At 42.5% G+C, this 15,230-nt stretch carries 15 protein-coding genes; 7 read left to right on the top strand and 8 right to left on the bottom strand.

Annotation, left to right across the window (positions count from 1 at the left end; genetic code table 11):
• Nucleotides 1-406 precede the first annotated feature (406 nt).
• The 5 genes from dnaK to ACH0AB_RS05765 all read right to left on the bottom strand — a co-directional run bounded on the left by dnaK (nucleotide 407) and on the right by ACH0AB_RS05765 (nucleotide 6,442).
• Nucleotides 407-2,329 (bottom strand): molecular chaperone DnaK, encoded by a 1,923-nt coding sequence (dnaK, locus tag ACH0AB_RS05785; protein WP_406877531.1) that lies wholly within the window; start codon nucleotides 2,327-2,329, stop codon nucleotides 407-409.
• A gap of 161 nt (nucleotides 2,330-2,490) precedes the next feature.
• The gene (grpE, locus tag ACH0AB_RS05780) at nucleotides 2,491-3,072 is read right to left on the bottom strand and encodes a nucleotide exchange factor GrpE (RefSeq protein WP_406877530.1); all 582 of its coding nucleotides are present in this window, start codon (nucleotides 3,070-3,072) and stop codon (nucleotides 2,491-2,493) included.
• Nucleotides 3,073-3,284: 212 nt separating this feature from the next.
• Complete coding sequence (locus tag ACH0AB_RS05775; RefSeq protein ID WP_406877529.1) at nucleotides 3,285-3,890, bottom strand: L-threonylcarbamoyladenylate synthase; 606 nt, start codon at nucleotides 3,888-3,890, stop codon at nucleotides 3,285-3,287.
• Nucleotides 3,891-3,939: 49 nt separating this feature from the next.
• Nucleotides 3,940-5,169: a DNA-processing protein DprA gene (dprA, locus tag ACH0AB_RS05770; protein ID WP_406877528.1), complete on the bottom strand. Its 1,230-nt coding sequence runs from the start codon at nucleotides 5,167-5,169 to the stop codon at nucleotides 3,940-3,942.
• A gap of 169 nt (nucleotides 5,170-5,338) precedes the next feature.
• Nucleotides 5,339-6,442, bottom strand: coding sequence for a LysM peptidoglycan-binding domain-containing protein (locus tag ACH0AB_RS05765; RefSeq protein ID WP_050326049.1), 1,104 nt, complete (start codon nucleotides 6,440-6,442; stop codon nucleotides 5,339-5,341).
• Nucleotides 6,443-6,823: 381 nt separating this feature from the next.
• On the opposite strand from ACH0AB_RS05765, the gene def reads away from it, so the two are divergent.
• Both def and hisB read left to right on the top strand, forming a co-directional pair.
• Entirely contained in the window at nucleotides 6,824-7,354 is a 531-nt protein-coding gene (def, locus tag ACH0AB_RS05760; protein ID WP_099807357.1) for a peptide deformylase, read from the top strand.
• 22 nt (nucleotides 7,355-7,376) lie between these two features.
• Nucleotides 7,377-7,979 carry an imidazoleglycerol-phosphate dehydratase HisB gene (gene hisB / locus ACH0AB_RS05755; RefSeq protein WP_007117432.1) on the top strand — a complete coding sequence of 201 codons (603 nt, stop codon included), beginning with the start codon at nucleotides 7,377-7,379 and terminating at the stop codon, nucleotides 7,977-7,979.
• A gap of 79 nt (nucleotides 7,980-8,058) precedes the next feature.
• Here hisB and ACH0AB_RS05750 read toward each other — a convergent pair whose 3' ends face one another.
• Nucleotides 8,059-8,547, bottom strand: a complete 489-nt coding sequence (locus ACH0AB_RS05750) for a YajQ family cyclic di-GMP-binding protein (RefSeq protein ID WP_036591734.1) — start codon at nucleotides 8,545-8,547, stop codon at nucleotides 8,059-8,061.
• 294 nt (nucleotides 8,548-8,841) lie between these two features.
• Between ACH0AB_RS05750 and ACH0AB_RS05745 the strand changes: the two genes are divergently transcribed.
• Nucleotides 8,842-9,573, top strand: coding sequence for a glutathione peroxidase (locus ACH0AB_RS05745; RefSeq protein WP_406877527.1), 732 nt, complete (start codon nucleotides 8,842-8,844; stop codon nucleotides 9,571-9,573).
• Between the two features lie 47 nt (nucleotides 9,574-9,620).
• Here the strand turns inward: ACH0AB_RS05745 and ACH0AB_RS05740 are convergent, their stop codons facing one another.
• Nucleotides 9,621-11,594, bottom strand: a complete 1,974-nt coding sequence (locus ACH0AB_RS05740) for an ATP-binding cassette domain-containing protein (RefSeq protein WP_406877526.1) — start codon at nucleotides 11,592-11,594, stop codon at nucleotides 9,621-9,623.
• A 134-nt stretch (nucleotides 11,595-11,728) separates the two neighbouring features.
• Here ACH0AB_RS05740 and erpA point away from each other — a divergent pair, with 134 nt between their 5' ends.
• Nucleotides 11,729-12,061, top strand: a complete 333-nt coding sequence (gene erpA, locus ACH0AB_RS05735) for an iron-sulfur cluster insertion protein ErpA (protein ID WP_065253985.1) — start codon at nucleotides 11,729-11,731, stop codon at nucleotides 12,059-12,061.
• Nucleotides 12,062-12,425: 364 nt separating this feature from the next.
• On the top strand, nucleotides 12,426-12,782 hold the full coding sequence (locus ACH0AB_RS05730; RefSeq protein WP_050326054.1) for a roadblock/LC7 domain-containing protein: 357 nt from the start codon (nucleotides 12,426-12,428) through the stop codon (nucleotides 12,780-12,782).
• Nucleotides 12,783-12,830: 48 nt separating this feature from the next.
• Here the strand turns inward: ACH0AB_RS05730 and ACH0AB_RS05725 are convergent, their stop codons facing one another.
• Entirely contained in the window at nucleotides 12,831-12,962 is a 132-nt protein-coding gene (locus ACH0AB_RS05725; protein ID WP_256999080.1) for a hypothetical protein, read from the bottom strand.
• Between the two features lie 35 nt (nucleotides 12,963-12,997).
• Here ACH0AB_RS05725 and gshA point away from each other — a divergent pair, with 35 nt between their 5' ends.
• Nucleotides 12,998-14,563, top strand: a complete 1,566-nt coding sequence (gene gshA, locus ACH0AB_RS05720; RefSeq protein ID WP_406877525.1) for a glutamate--cysteine ligase — start codon at nucleotides 12,998-13,000, stop codon at nucleotides 14,561-14,563.
• 134 nt (nucleotides 14,564-14,697) lie between these two features.
• The gene (locus tag ACH0AB_RS05715; protein ID WP_406877524.1) at nucleotides 14,698-15,222 is read left to right on the top strand and encodes a disulfide bond formation protein B; all 525 of its coding nucleotides are present in this window, start codon (nucleotides 14,698-14,700) and stop codon (nucleotides 15,220-15,222) included.
• The last annotated feature ends 8 nt before the right edge of the window (nucleotides 15,223-15,230 follow it).

Genomic DNA, 15,230 nt, shown 5'->3' with positions numbered 1-15,230 from the left:
ATTTAATTTGTTGACTCAATTATTTATACTGTCTTTGCTCAAATAAACTTACGAGTATCTTCACTCTGACAATACAATTAATTAAAGTCTTAATTTTATCGCCCTAAGTGAAAATCCACACAAGTTGTTCTTGTGTTTGTTGTTATTTAATGTACCAAAGATATCGTCTATCATCTGGTGAGCTTGATATTGTAATACGTTTTGTTTTACTCTGTCAAGCTTTATTTTAATTCTTTCTAAGCTTCGTAACTTGTTTTACTTATTTGTAAACTCTTCGTCGCTCAGTGGTGGCGTATTATACGTGAATTTGAATGGGTGTCAACACCTTTTTCTTAAAAATTTTCAAATAAAATAAAAATACCGCCTTGCGGCGGTATTTTTATTGATGCTGTAATCAGTGAAATGATTATTTATTGTCATCTTTTACTTCGGTGAATTCTGCATCGACAACCCCATCATCTTGCTGGGTTTGTTGTGGCTGTGCATCACCCGCTTCTGCAGTAGCGCCTGCGTCAGCGTAGATTTTTTGACTAACTGGTAGGAAGGCATTATCTAGGGCTTCAAGTTTTGACTTGATGTCATCTAGATTATCTTCTTTAACCGCCAACTCTAGCGCTTTGATAGCGTCTTCTACTGCGGTTTTGTCGCTATCGCTTACTTTATCAGCGGCATCTTTCATAGCTTTTTGTACCCCATGAATACGACCATCTGCTTCGTTACGTACTTGCGCAAGTTCAGCAAATTTGGCATCTTCAGCGGCATGGGCTTCAGCATCACGAACCATTTGCTCAATTTCAGCATCTGATAGACCTGAATCGGCTTTAATTTGGATACTTTGCGCTTTACCAGTCCCTTTGTCTTTAGCTGAGATATTCATGATGCCGTCAGCGTTGATGTCAAAGGTAACTTCAATTTGTGGTACGCCACGCGGTGCGGGTGGAATATCGGTCAAATCGAAACGTCCAAGCAATTTGTTCTGTGCGGCAATTTTACGCTCACCTTGATAGACCTGAATAGTTACCGCAGGTTGGTTGTCATCCGCTGTAGAGAACACTTGTGATTTCTTGGTTGGAATCATGGTGTTTTTCTCGATGATTGGTGTCAACACACCGCCCATGGTTTCGATACCTAGCGTTAACGGTGTTACGTCAAGCAGTAGTACGTCAGTTTTGTCACCAGACAGTACCGCACCTTGAATCGCTGCACCCATCGCTACGGCTTCATCAGGGTTCACATCTTTACGAGGCTCTTTACCAAAGAATTCTTGAACACGTTGTTGTACCAATGGCATACGGCTTTGACCACCTACCAAGATAACGTCATCAATATCAGACGCTTTTAAGCCCGCGTCGCTCAGTGCGATTTTACAGGGCTCAATGGTACGGTTGACAAGCGCTTCAGTTAAGCTTTCTAACTTGGCACGGGTTACGTTTACCACTAAGTGTTTTGGACCTGTGGCATCGGCAGTGATGTACGGTAAGTTAATATCCGTGCTTTGTGAGCTTGAAAGCTCGATTTTAGCTTTCTCTGCCGCTTCTTTTAGGCGCTGCATTGCCAGTGGGTCACCTTTTAGGTTCACACTGTTTTCTTTTTTGAATTCTTCAACCAAGTAGTCGATTAAGGTTAAGTCAAAGTCTTCACCGCCTAAGAAGGTATCACCATTGGTTGAAAGCACTTCAAATTGCTGCTCGCCATCAACGTCTGCGATTTCGATGATTGAAATATCGAAAGTACCACCACCTAAGTCATAAACCGCAATTTTACGGTCTGCACCGCCTTTTTTGTCCATACCATAAGCTAAAGCCGCCGCTGTAGGTTCGTTGATGATACGTTTGACATCAAGACCTGCGATTTTACCTGCGTCTTTAGTGGCTTGACGTTGGCTGTCATTAAAATAAGCAGGTACAGTTACTACCGCTTCAATCACGTTTTCACCCAAATAATCTTCTGCAGTTTTTTTCATTTTTTTCAAAATTTCAGCAGAGATTTGAGGTGGTGCTAATTTTTTACCGTTGACTTCAACCCAAGCGTCGCCATTGTCAGCTTTGACAATTTTGTATGGCACCATGCCGATGTCTTTTTGCACGACTTTGTCTTCAAACTTGCGACCAATCAAACGCTTGATAGCAAATAAGGTATTTTGTGGGTTGGTTACCGCTTGGCGTTTGGCTGATTGACCGACTAGGATTTCGCCGTCATCTTTATAAGCAACGATTGATGGGGTGGTACGTGCGCCTTCAGCATTGTCGATGACTTTAACTTTGTCACCTTCCATCACTGCAACACATGAGTTGGTTGTACCTAAGTCAATACCAATAATTTTAGCCATAACTAAATTCTCCATTTTTTATTTTGATAATAAGTGGTGATGAACACCACGTTGTCTTGTATTTTTATATCGGTTTAACGATGGTTTTTTTCAAGCAGTTAGCAAAAATTTTTTGCTACGCTTGTTACCAATCGGTCAATCCGTTGTTTACTGCTTGCCTACTAGCTACCTACGCGAACCATGGCTGGACGCAATAAACGCTCATGTAGCGTATAACCTTTTTGTAGTACTTGACCGACTTGGTTGGCGCTCGCTTCTGGGTCGATACCTACGGCTTCATGCAGGTCGGCATTGAATGTTTCGCCTTGGGGATTGACGACTTTAACGCCGTATTTTTCTAGCACCGCAATCAGCGATTTGTGGGTAAGTTTGACGCCTTCAAGCACAGGATCATTGTCGGATTGGCTATTTTCAATCGCACGTTCAAGGTTATCAACAGTGTCTAATAGGTCTTTGGCAAATTTTTCTAAAGCAAATTTTTTGGTTTTTTCGGTTTCTTGCTCCATGCGGTTGCGCGCATTGTAGGCTTCAGCATTGGCACGGGCATGGGCTTCTCTAGCTTCTTTGACTTGACCTTCAAGCTCGGCAATGCGATTTTGGTAAGTAGTCAAATCCACTTGACTGTCAATAATTTTTGGTTCGCTAGTTGGCTCAGATTCGCTTATTGCTTCGCCTAATACATTTGACGTGGCGTCAGTTTGGTTATGCGGTTGCGTATTTTGGTTATTATCAGCTGAATTCATCAATCATTACTCCTATTATCAAAGTAACCGTCACCAAGGCAACGGTTACATGTTAAAACGTCTAAAGCTATTGGCTTTGATAATGGTGAATCCCTTTAATTTCAAGAGTGAGTCGCATTATTTACGGGTCAAAATGGCGTTTTTCCTATGAAATCCACACTAAATTTGCGTATTTATGACATGAGAAGATAAAAATTGCTAAAAACAAAGTGTTAAGCGCGTACTTGTTGTTGGGTTAGTGCATCAAAAATTTGGCTAGGTCGAACAAATCCAAGGGTGTCGCCGAGTAAATAACCGATGGCATCACCAAAATAATGATAAGCAGCCGCAAAATCAGTAGCAGGCGTTAAACCCGATAGGTTACAACTCGTTGATACCAAAAATCCAAACGGGTTATTGTTGTCTGCGTGGGCGATGTGATTGCATAGTTTGGCAATCATCGGATGGCTAATCACTCGTATGGCTAAGCTATCTCGTCCACCTGTGACCCACTCGGGGATTTTGCCTTGCAATAATGCAGGAATCGGTAACAACCAAGTGGTGGCTTGTGCATCGCTAGACTGCCAACTTGCCGCAATGCTATCGACTACTTGCTGTGGTAACGGCTGTAAGAATGGCTGAATATGCGCGATGTCGCCTGTGATAACAATCATGCCTTTTTCAATTGGACGTTGTTTAATCGCTAAAATCTGTTTCACTGCGGTTTCGTTAAATGGATCACAGCCGATTCCCCACACCGCTTCGGTTGGATAAGCGAGCAGATTGCCGGCTTGTAAAAATTGCTGAACTGCATCGAGCTGGGTGTCATTAAATTGCATTATATACCTCGATTATTTTGTAGTTTTTTTTGCTCATCGCTTATCAAAATTAAGGGCGGCAGCGCATATATAGACCGCCGCGCTGCATCACCAGTCCCATGAGTTCAAGCTCGATCAGCCAGCCCATGAGGGTCGCAATATCGGTGCGGGTCTTATCGACCAAGCTGTCTAAATCTTGCCCGACCCAATCGAGTTGATTAAGTAGTGTCTGCAAATGCGGCACCACATCCATCGCCAATGGCGCTTGGTGCGGCTGGGTGTTCGGTGCTGATTCGGACAGTAATTGAGGACTACTGATGACTGACTGTGCAACTATTGGCGCTGGTTCAACCTCGGTGGCTTTGACAATCGGTGATTTAAAAATTGATAAATCTTCCAAAATTTGTGATGGATGATCGACCAAGGTCGCACCCTCACGAATCAATTGGTGGCAACCTTTGGCGTTGAGGTTTTCAATATGACTAGGAATAGCAAAGACTTGTTTGCCTTGCTCGTTGGCTTCTCTGGCAGTGATGAGCGAGCCGCTTTTGGCAGCCGCTTCTACAACCAAAGTTGCTAAACTTAGCCCAGCGACGAGACGATTGCGCCTTGGAAAATGGTAGCGATTGCTCGGCATATCGGGCAATAATTCACTAATGACGCAGCCACCTGACGCAATAATATGGGCTTTAAGGCTGGCGTGATTTTTTGGATAACAATGTTTAATACCATTGCCCAGTACCGCAATAGTACCACCTTGTGTGTCCGTCATCTGTAGACTTAACGCACCTAAATGCGCTTGTTTATCAATGCCTTCTGCCATGCCACTGGTGATCCATAAGCCTTCGTGCGCCAAATATTGCGCCATATCAAAGGCAATTTTTTCGGCGTGTGGGCTAGGTTTACGGCTTCCAACAATCGCCAATTGTGGTTGGCTCAAGGCAGATAAGTTGCCTTGATACAATAGCAAAGGGGGTGGGTCATAGATGTTTTTTAACTGATTCGGATATAAAGGGTCATTATCAAACACCACACCATACTGCCCTTGTGATAGTTCTAATAGCGTATCATGCAAAAATTGGCTGGTTCGACTGGCGCTGATAAACTCAGCAAAGCGTTTATGGTGATTATCATGCAAGCCCAGCGCTTGCCAATCTGCCAACTTGGCTTGAATCGCTTGTTCAGCGCTACCAAAACGCGCTACAAGCTTATTATAAACAGGTACCGATAAGTTCACTAAATGCCATAACAATAAGGCAGCCTGCTCTGCCGGGTTTAGGTTAGGCTGATAATCCTGCATCACGTATATTCCTTGAGCATGTATAGGGCTTATGAATGTTTGCTATTATAAATTTTTCTCACCATAAAAACTTTAAAGACAGCAAAGCCAGTCAAGGTGACTGGCTTTTGAACAATCGCTTACTAATCAAGCATAAGCAAGGGCAAGCAAGCAAAGGTAAGCGAAAGCGCTAGTTGCCGACCGCAGGCAATAAGAAATCTTGCTCATGAATTGGTGATTCAGCATCGAGTACATAAGCGTAGCTAATATCGTTAAATGCTTTAAATACCATCACATGACCGATTTGCTCACTTGGCAACCTTACTGCCCCACCTTTCACGGATGCATAGTCGTCCAAGACTAAAGCGCCTTTTTGATAAACCGTCAGCACATCGCCTGGCTCAGCGCCTTGGCTGGTGCCCAAATTAATGGCAATCACCCCATCTCGACCGGCACTACTAATTGAGTTTAAAATACGAATCACGCGACCGCCACGGGTAACGCTGGCAGGTTTTGGATAAAAAGCGGGTGGCAAGTACTGACCGACTTCGACAAACACACGGTCACCTTCGCGCACTTCTTGACCATACGATTTTTTAAGCTCGATACTAGAAACACCGTTTGATGCTACGCTAGTGACGATACCTGCGGCAACTTGGGTGACTTCAAGACCGATGACTTTACGGGTGGTTGGGTCAACATACGGTTCGCCCTCACGATACACACCATAGCGTTGTCCCACAATGAGTGGTACGCCTTTGGCATAGATTTTGTTACCGACACCTGTGATAATGTTTTTATCTTTTGAAGCAAGGACATAGGGGGTATTTTTAAAATCATCAGGCGATACGATGATATTGCGTTCAAGCCATGTTTCAATGGCAGTCAAAGGAATCGCAGGGATACTACCTGCGGCACTCACCACCGTGGTTGTAGTGGTTGGCGCGCTCATGGCTTTTTCAATGCCTGCACAGCCTTCCCCCGTGTCTACACCGACCAATTTTTGCCCTTTAATCACACATAAGATAATCACATCTTTTGGATAAATCAGATGCGGATTACGAATCTGCTTATTGGTCGCCCAAATTTCTTTCCAGCGCCAAGGACTTTCTAAAAATTTACCGGAGATATCCCAAAGCGTATCACCTTTTTTTACCACATAACGGTTGGGCGCATCGGCTTTGATACGAGGCGGCGGATTATTAGCAGCGGCTAGCGAAGTCACTGTCATACCAAGGGTTGCCAACAAAGCGAAGGATAATTTTTTCATTGTCGTGGTGTTATAGTTTGTCATAGCCCAATACTCAAGGTCAACGGCTTAACGCTTTAAAATGGCATATGCTTTACCATCACTTATAAAAATCATAGCCGAATGTTGTGTTATGTGTCGCAAAATCACCCATAATTTGCACTATGTAAATTTTGGTTAGCATAGCATAAAATTATTGGAGCTTCATAAATTTTCTCTTTGATTCTCTTTAAATAGTTTTTTTAAATAATTGGTTTTGGTGGATTTTAATCACTCAATGATTATCATTGATTATTTGCTATTGTGAAGCGATTGGATTGCACCTATATATAGGTTATAGTAGCCAAACTTTAGCGTTTGCGTTACCCTATGCCAATTTTTTTAGAGAATTTTTGCCAGATTAACCAAATTAAAAGTTGACCCATTATGGCTTTACGTACTATTTTAAACTACCCAGACCCGAGGCTTCGTACCCTTGCCAAGCCCGTTACCCACTTTGATGATGATCTAAAATCCTTGATTGATGATATGTTCGAAACCATGTATGCCGCCAAGGGTATAGGTCTGGCGGCAACGCAAGTGGATGAGCACATTCAATTGGTGGTGATGGACTTATCTGAAGATGGCAGTCAGCCTCGGGTGTTTATCAACCCTGTTATCACCCCATTAGCCGATGAATTATATAGCTACGAAGAAGGGTGTTTGTCTGTGCCAGAGTATTATGACAAAGTCGATAGACCCAAATATGTCAGAATTGAGGCTGTCGACGCGCAGGGCAACCCGTTTGTTGAAGAAGCACAAGGCCTACTTGCCGTATGTATCCAACATGAAATTGACCACTTAAATGGTAAAGTTTTTGTGGATTATCTATCCAAGCTCAAACAAGACCGTGCGCGTGATAAAGTACGTAAAGTTGTCAAACAACGTGAAAAAGATGCTGAACATAAAAGACTGTGATTTTTAACTGTAAGGGAAAACCATGACCACTCGCCCATCACGTATCGCCACCGTCACACGAAATACTGCCGAAACCCAAATCACCGTATCTATCAACCTTGACGGTACCGGTCAAGGCAGCATTGACACGGGTGTGCCATTTCTTGACCATATGCTTGACCAAATCAAACGTCATGGCTTAATTGACATGGATATTACCTGTAACGGCGACACCCACATTGACGACCATCATAGCGTCGAAGATGTCGGTATTACGCTAGGTCAAGCCTTCAAACAAGCGATTGGCGATAAAAAAGGCATCGTGCGTTATGGACATTTTTATGCCCCACTTGATGAAAGCCTTAGCCGTGCGGTAGTGGATATTTCAGGTCGCCCTGGACTGCACATGGATATCCCGTTTACTCGTGCGATGATTGGTGGGTTTGATGTGGATTTGTTCAGTGAATTTTTTTATGGCTTTGTCAATCATGCCATGATAACTATTCATTTGGATAACTTGAAAGGCAAAAACAGCCATCACCAAATTGAAAGTACGTTTAAAGCCTTTGCTCGTGCGCTGCGGATGGCGGTGGAATATGATGAACGCGCACTCGATAGATTGCCGAGTACAAAAGAAAGTCTTTAATAGCAAACTGTAAAAATAAAAGCCCTGTTTGAGACGAGGGCTTTTTTTATGCTAGTTGTTTTGTACTAATTTTCGGGTGTTAGTCCTTAAAATTATTAAATTGCAGGGGCACACCAAATTGCTTTTCTTTCAAAAACGCCATCGCTTGCTGTAGCGTGTCTTTTTTCTTATCATTGACTCGTACTTTATCGCCTTGAATCGCTGCCGATACTTTCAAATCCGACTCTTTTAATGCCTTACTGATTTTTTTGGCGGTATCGCCATCAAGTCCATCTTTGAGATTGACCACCTTTTTCATTTGTTTGCCCGAGCCTTGATTATCCTGTGGGTCGAGCGACTGCAAATCCACCCCACGTTTAATCATGTTTTTCTCAAGCATGGCATACACGTTTTCCATCTGCAACTCATTGTCTGCGGTGATGGTGATTTTTTTGTCTTTCTCATTGAGTTCGACTTTAATATCGCTGCCTTTAAAGTCAAAACGGGTGGCGATTTCTTTCTCGGTATTTTGCACCGCATGTTTAACTTCAAATAACTGTAATTCTGAAACCACGTCAAATGATGGCATGAGGTTTTCCTTATCAAATTTGTTGAATAAAATCTAAAAAATCTGCCCTATCATAACTGATTTTGTCAATTTTTAACAATCGACCCAATATTTACTCAAAAGATAATTGTATAAAATAAATCATATATTTCATTATGATTCAAAATATTAATTAAAATGATTAACTTTTTGATAACGCTGATTACAGTTTTTTACCTTATTTGTTTGTATAATGATTAAGCAAATAGGTCATTTACTAAAAAATGTAGTATAACAATTTACGATAATAAGGAGTAGGACATTGCGTTTAGCGATATGATTGGCAAACAAGTGCCAAGCGTGACTTTTCATACCCAGCAGCAAGGCAAATGGGTAGATGTTAGTACGGATGAATTATTTAAGGGCAAAAAAGTCGTATTATTCGCCTTACCAGGGGCGTTTACACCAACGTGTTCATCACTGCATTTACCGCGTTACAATGAATTGGCAACTGAATTTGCCAAACTAGGCGTTGATGACATCGTGTGTGTCTCGGTCAACGATACCTTTGTTATGAATGCTTGGGCAAAAGACCAAGACTGTAGCAATGTGACCGTGATGCCAGATGGTAACGGTGAGTTTACTGAAGCGATGGGACGCTTAATTGATGACTCAGCGATTGGGTTTGGCAAACGTTCATGGCGTTATTCGATGCTGGTCGATGATGGCAAAATCGTCAAAATCTTTGACGAACCCCAAGACAGCGGTAGTGATGACCCATACGAAGTATCAGATGCTGATACCATGATTAAATACATTGACCCAAACTGGCAAGACAAACCCTCTGTCTCAATTTTTACCAAGCCTGGTTGCCCACATTGTGCCAAAGCCAAAGAAACGTTAACACAAAAAGGCTTTCAGTTTGAAGAAATTGTACTTGGTAAAGATGCCAGTATTACCTCAGTGCGAGCCATTACTGGTCGTGAAACCACCCCACAGGTGTTTATCGGTGGCAAACACATCGGTGGTAATGATGATTTACAAAAATACTTTGCTGATGCAAAATAATGTTTGATTAAATAAAAAAAGACAGTCTAGGCTGTCTTTTTTATTGGCTAGTTAAAATTATTTTCCATCTCTTCAAGTGCCATCATTAAATTCATCACCTGCTCTTCGACTGCTTCAATGTCACTTTTTAATGCCGTCTGCTCATCGAGCAACGTTAACAAATCGGCTTTTCGGCTATCCTCATACAGACCTGTATCACCCAGCTTTTCTTCAATTTCACCTAGCTGCGCCATGAATTTTTCTAGTTGTTTTTCCTCGTTTTCGATTTTTTTACGGATGGGCGCGGTGAGTTTACGCTGTTCAGCGGATTTTTTGCGTTGTTCTTCTTTGGATAATGCATTAGTTACGCTAGACGTTTCACGTGAAACATCTGTTTTATGGTCGGCTAATTTTTTGTCTTCGAGCTTTTTATTGTCGTTCGCTTGTTTGGCTTGCTGTTTACGGGTCTGTGATAACCACTGACTATAATGAGCGATGTCATTGTCAAAGATATTACATTGCCCGTCATGCACCAAATATAGCTCATCGCAAACATTCGCTATCATTTCTCGGTCATGTGACACCAGAATGACTGCCCCTTCAAATTCTTGTAAGGCCATGCTCAATGCTTGCCGCATCTCCAAATCTAGGTGGTTGGTCGGCTCGTCTAATACCAAAACATTGGGACGCTGCCATACGATGAGCGCAAGGGTGAGTCTTGCCCGCTCGCCGCCAGAGAACAACTTGCTTTTGGTATCAATGCGCTCACCGCGAAAGTCAAAACTCCCTAAAAACGCGCGTAAATCAGCGTCTGAGGTTTTGCCTGCGAGACGCTGTAGCATCAACATGGGTGATGCTTCGCCATCGAGGCTATCCATTTGGTGTTGGTTAAAATACCCTAGTACCAAACTATCCGCGGCTTTACGCGTCCCAGACAAGGTAGGCAACTCACCCACCAAGCCTTTAATGACCGTTGATTTGCCTGCGCCATTCATCCCTAGCAGACCGATGCGGCTGTCAGGGGTAATTTGTAGGCGAATGTTCTCGATGAGTGCTACACCGTTGTAGCCGACACTGGCATTATCTAGCACCAATAATGGCGATGTTAATTGCACAGGGGATTTGAACCGAAATTGAAACGGATTGTCGGCCATGATGGGCGCCAATTCAGTCATCCGTTCCAGCTGTTTGACACGGGCTTGCGCTTGTTTGGCTTTGGAGGCCTTGGCTTTAAAACGGCGGATAAAATCTTCAAGGTGGGCGCGGGTTTCTTGTTGTTTTTCAAACTGTTGCTGCTGCTGGGCTAAGCGCTCACTACGGGTACGCACAAAGGTACTGTAATTGCCTGTATAAAGGGTCATTTGTTGGTTTTCAATGTGCAAGATATTGCTCACCACATTATCCAAAAACGCTTGGTCATGCGAAATCATGAGTAACGTGCCGTCATAGGCTTTGAGCCATTCTTCAAGCCACAAGATGGCATCTAAATCCAAGTGATTGGTCGGTTCATCAAGCAACAATAAATCCGCTCGGCTCATTAATGTTTTGGCAAGGTTTAGGCGCATACGCCAGCCCCCTGAAAAACTACTCACAGGTTGGCTTTCTTGGGCGACATTAAAGCCAAGTCCTGTCATGATTTGGGACGCTTTTGCAGGGATACTATAAGCATGGATATCATCAAAGCGGGCGTGCACATGGGCAAGCTCATCTTCTGACAAGGTATCCGGGTGGTTAATCTTATCTTGCAGCTCAAAGTATTCTTTGTCGCCACTGAGCACAAAATCTATTGCCGATTGGTCAGTACTTTCAATCTCTTGCGCCATATGACCGATTTGCCAACTGTTTGGAACCGATAGACTGCCTGTGTCGAGTGCCAATTCGCCTTCGCCCTTTTGGGTCAATAGCGTCGCAAAAAAACTGGATTTACCTGTGCCATTGTTGCCTGTTAACCCGATTTTCCAACCTGGATGGATTTGCAAATTAACATCTTTAAATAATACCCGCCCATCACGGCGAATACTGGCATCTTTTAGTTCTATCATAATCGGCTCAAAACTCAAAAAATTTGACTAAAATTAAATGGGAAAAATTCTTGATAGTATAAAGCAAGCACCCCATAATAATAAAAAAGTTTTTATAAGGAATACCCCCGATGAGCGATACCGTAACTGATAGTATGGTTGATGGCATGACTTTAACCGATAATGCTGCTAAAAAAGTGCGTAACCTACGTGATTCAGAAGGCAATAACGACTTGATGCTGCGAGTATATGTGACGGGTGGTGGCTGTTCGGGTTTTTCGTATGGTTTTAATTTTGAAGAAAACTTGGGCGATGATGATGCTACCTTTAGTAACGATGATGTAGCATTGGTCGTGGATAGTTTGAGCTACCAATACCTACATGGCTCAACCATTGATTATGTGGAAGGATTAGAAGGCTCGCGTTTTACCGTCAACAATCCAAACGCCACCACGACTTGTGGTTGTGGTTCGTCATTTTCTATCTAATTTGACCTGGTTTGTTTGCTTGGCTTGTTTAGTTTGTTTGATGATGAAAGAGCTTTGCCTTAAATATAGTCAGTCATGATTAAGTTTAGCCTTTCCGTTATTGGTTACTTTCGAACAAAATCATCTACATTTTTTTAGCGTTTATCAGATTTTATTTGTATCGTTAGCCTTTATCCATAATAATGGTGTGATCTACAGCGTAATAACACCTAAGTGTTATCATCAAGTACCCTAATATAGGTTGACATTAATTTATTCTTGTTAATTACTTAACGTTAAATGTGTTAATGATTTAAGTTTGTTAGCTAAGCAATGATTATTAAGCAATCTTTATTATTAATTTAATAATACCAAGGAGCTTATCATGGCTAAATTATCTTTAGATTCACTCAATAACATCGATGGTTTTATTGCAGCTGCATTGGTTGACAGCGAATCAGGTCTAGCCCTTGCCACAACGGGTAATGGTATCGACCTTGAAGTTGCAGCAGCGGGAAACACTGAAGTAGTACGTGCAAAACGTAAAGCTTCTAAAGCTTTAAACCTTAATGATAATATCGAAGACATCCTAATCACATTAAGTAAACAATATCACTTAATCCGTCCGCTAGTCCGTAACGAAAACCTATTCTTGTACCTAGTACTTGATCGTCAAAAATCAAACTTAGCCATGGCGCGTCATGAATTAAAAGGGTTTGAGACTGAATTGGATTTCTCTTAATGCCTTGCTCTTAATTACAAGTGACAGATGTCAAGTAAAAATTACCAGTTAATCGAGTAATACGATAGTTTTTATCATACCCACGGTATTTACTGTGGGTTTTTTACGTTTGGCGAATATCGCAATTGGTAATTTCGTCATCACGATATTTTGATAGTGTTTGCCTAAATTTGGTGGCATAATTTCACACAATTAAAAATAATATTAGGATAACTATGACCCAAGCGCCTCAAACTTGTACTTCTTTGCAGCTACCTACTTGGCTGACCGCTGAAAACATTCATGGCATGCTTCGGGGTATTGAAAAAGAAGGCTTACGTATGAGCCCTGAGGGATATATTGCCACTACCCCACACCCTGCCAAGCTCGGCTCAAAACTCACTCACCCTTTTATTACTACTGACTATGCCGAAAGCTTGTTAGAGCTAATTACTGAGCCAAAACCCACGGTGAAAGAAGCGCTTGATATGCTGCGTGATTTGCATATTGTGGTACAAAATGCTTTGACCGATGACGAGCTGTTTTGGTCGATGTCGATGCCTTGTATGATTTCGGACGATGAAGATATTTTGCTGGCAGACTATGGCACCTCAAACTCAGGTAGACTAAAAACCCTCTATCGTCACGGTTTGGGTATTCGCTATGGTCGCCGTATGCAGACCATTGCTGGATTGCATTATAATTTATCGTTTGGGGATAATTTATTCACCGCTTGGCAACAGCAGTTAGGTGATACCCAGCCATTAACTGACTTTAAAAATGAAAAATATTTGGGTCTGATTCGTAACTTCAAGCGTCTAAGTGGTATGGTACTGTACTTGGTTGGTGCAAGTCCTGCCGTGTGCGCGTGTTTTTTAAAGGGTCGCGAGCATCCGCTAAAGCCAATGAACGCATCAACTTACTATTTACCCAACGCTACCTCTCTGCGTATGGGGAAACTGGGTTACCAAAATAGCGTACAAGATGATTTAGATATCCGCTACAACAGCCTTGATGAATATGTCGCAGGTTTGCGTAATGCCATCCACACGCCCCATCCTAATTTTACCGCGTTGGGACTTGATGATGACAATGGCTATCCCATTCAAATCAATGACCATATTTTACAGATTGAGAACGAGTACTACAGCCCGATTCGACCCAAACAAATAACCCAACCTGGTGAAAACCCCAGTGATGCCTTAGCCAAACGCGGTATCGCTTATGTGGAACTGCGAGCGATTGACTTAGATCCGTACAGCGAAATCGGTATCAGCTTAAATACCGCCTGTTTTATGGAAATTTTAGCATTGTACTGTCTATTGCTGGACAGTCCTGACTTATTGCCCGATGAAGATGCCCTACTTGCTCAAAACCAAGAAAAAATCGTCAATCAAGGGCGCGAGCCAAACTTAATGATTGATACAATGGCCGGGCAAGTCGCATTTAAAGACTGGCTACTACAGCATTTGCTAGGTATGCGTAAGCTATCAGAACTCATGGATGTCACTTATGGTAGCAATGATTACCGCAACGCGTGGCAATCGATGATGGCAAAAGCGCAAAATCCCGACAATACCCTATCAGCGCAAGTATTAGCCGATACTGAACGCTTTGATAGTAGCTGGCAGTTTGGTAAGTCACTGGCGCAAATGCATGCCAATCGCTTAAGACATCAAGGATTGGTCCCTGAGCAAATGACTTACTTTGAGCAGCTTGCCAAAGATTCTGTGCGTGAGCAAGCCGATATTGAGCAGAATGACACACAAGATTTTTATGCGTATGTGGGTCAGTTTCGCTAGTTAGTAGGTGCTAGTAATCAGGTGCCAGTTAGCAGGTATCGTTGCGCTGATTATTTTATAGGGTTAAATTTCTAAAATTCTAAGCGCTATGGTTTGGCTTATTTTTTTTCACTAAATTGTTTGATGGTTTTTTTATGCGTGATGCTTCATTGACCCACAGCTTGTTAAGTTATCGGGGACTGACAGGACTATTGACGTTAGCCAGCATTATAGGCATGAGTTTCGCCTATTTTTATTTGCAAGGGGTGGTAAAATTAGACCCGTGTCCGCTGTGTATCTTTCAGCGAGTGGGTTTGATTGTGATGGGGGTTTTTGCATTTATCGCCTTTTTGCTCAATCCAAAACAAGCTTGGGCAAAGATTTTGTTGATGTCTGGCGCGCTGCTCGGCATTTTGTGGTCAATTGCTGTGGCGATTCGCCATGTATGGATACAACATTTGCCACCTGACCAAGTCCCCTCATGTGGTCCTGGGTTAGACTATTGGATGGATACGTTGCCGATTGCCCAAGTGTTGAAAGAAGTATTTAAAGGTTCTGGCGAGTGTGCGGTGATTGACTGGACGTTTTTAGGCTTTAGCATCCCAGAATTATCCTTGGGGTTTTTTAGCATTTTATTGGTAATGATTATTTTGGCGATACGTCAAAGCAATACTCGATAACGCTATCG

Source organism: Moraxella sp. 179-F 1C4 NHS, assembly GCF_045370505.1.
Classification (GTDB): Bacteria; Pseudomonadota; Gammaproteobacteria; order Pseudomonadales; family Moraxellaceae; genus Faucicola; species Faucicola tetraodonis.
The sequence above is the reverse complement of the archived record's forward strand: the minus strand, read 5'-3'. Positions and strand labels throughout refer to the sequence as shown.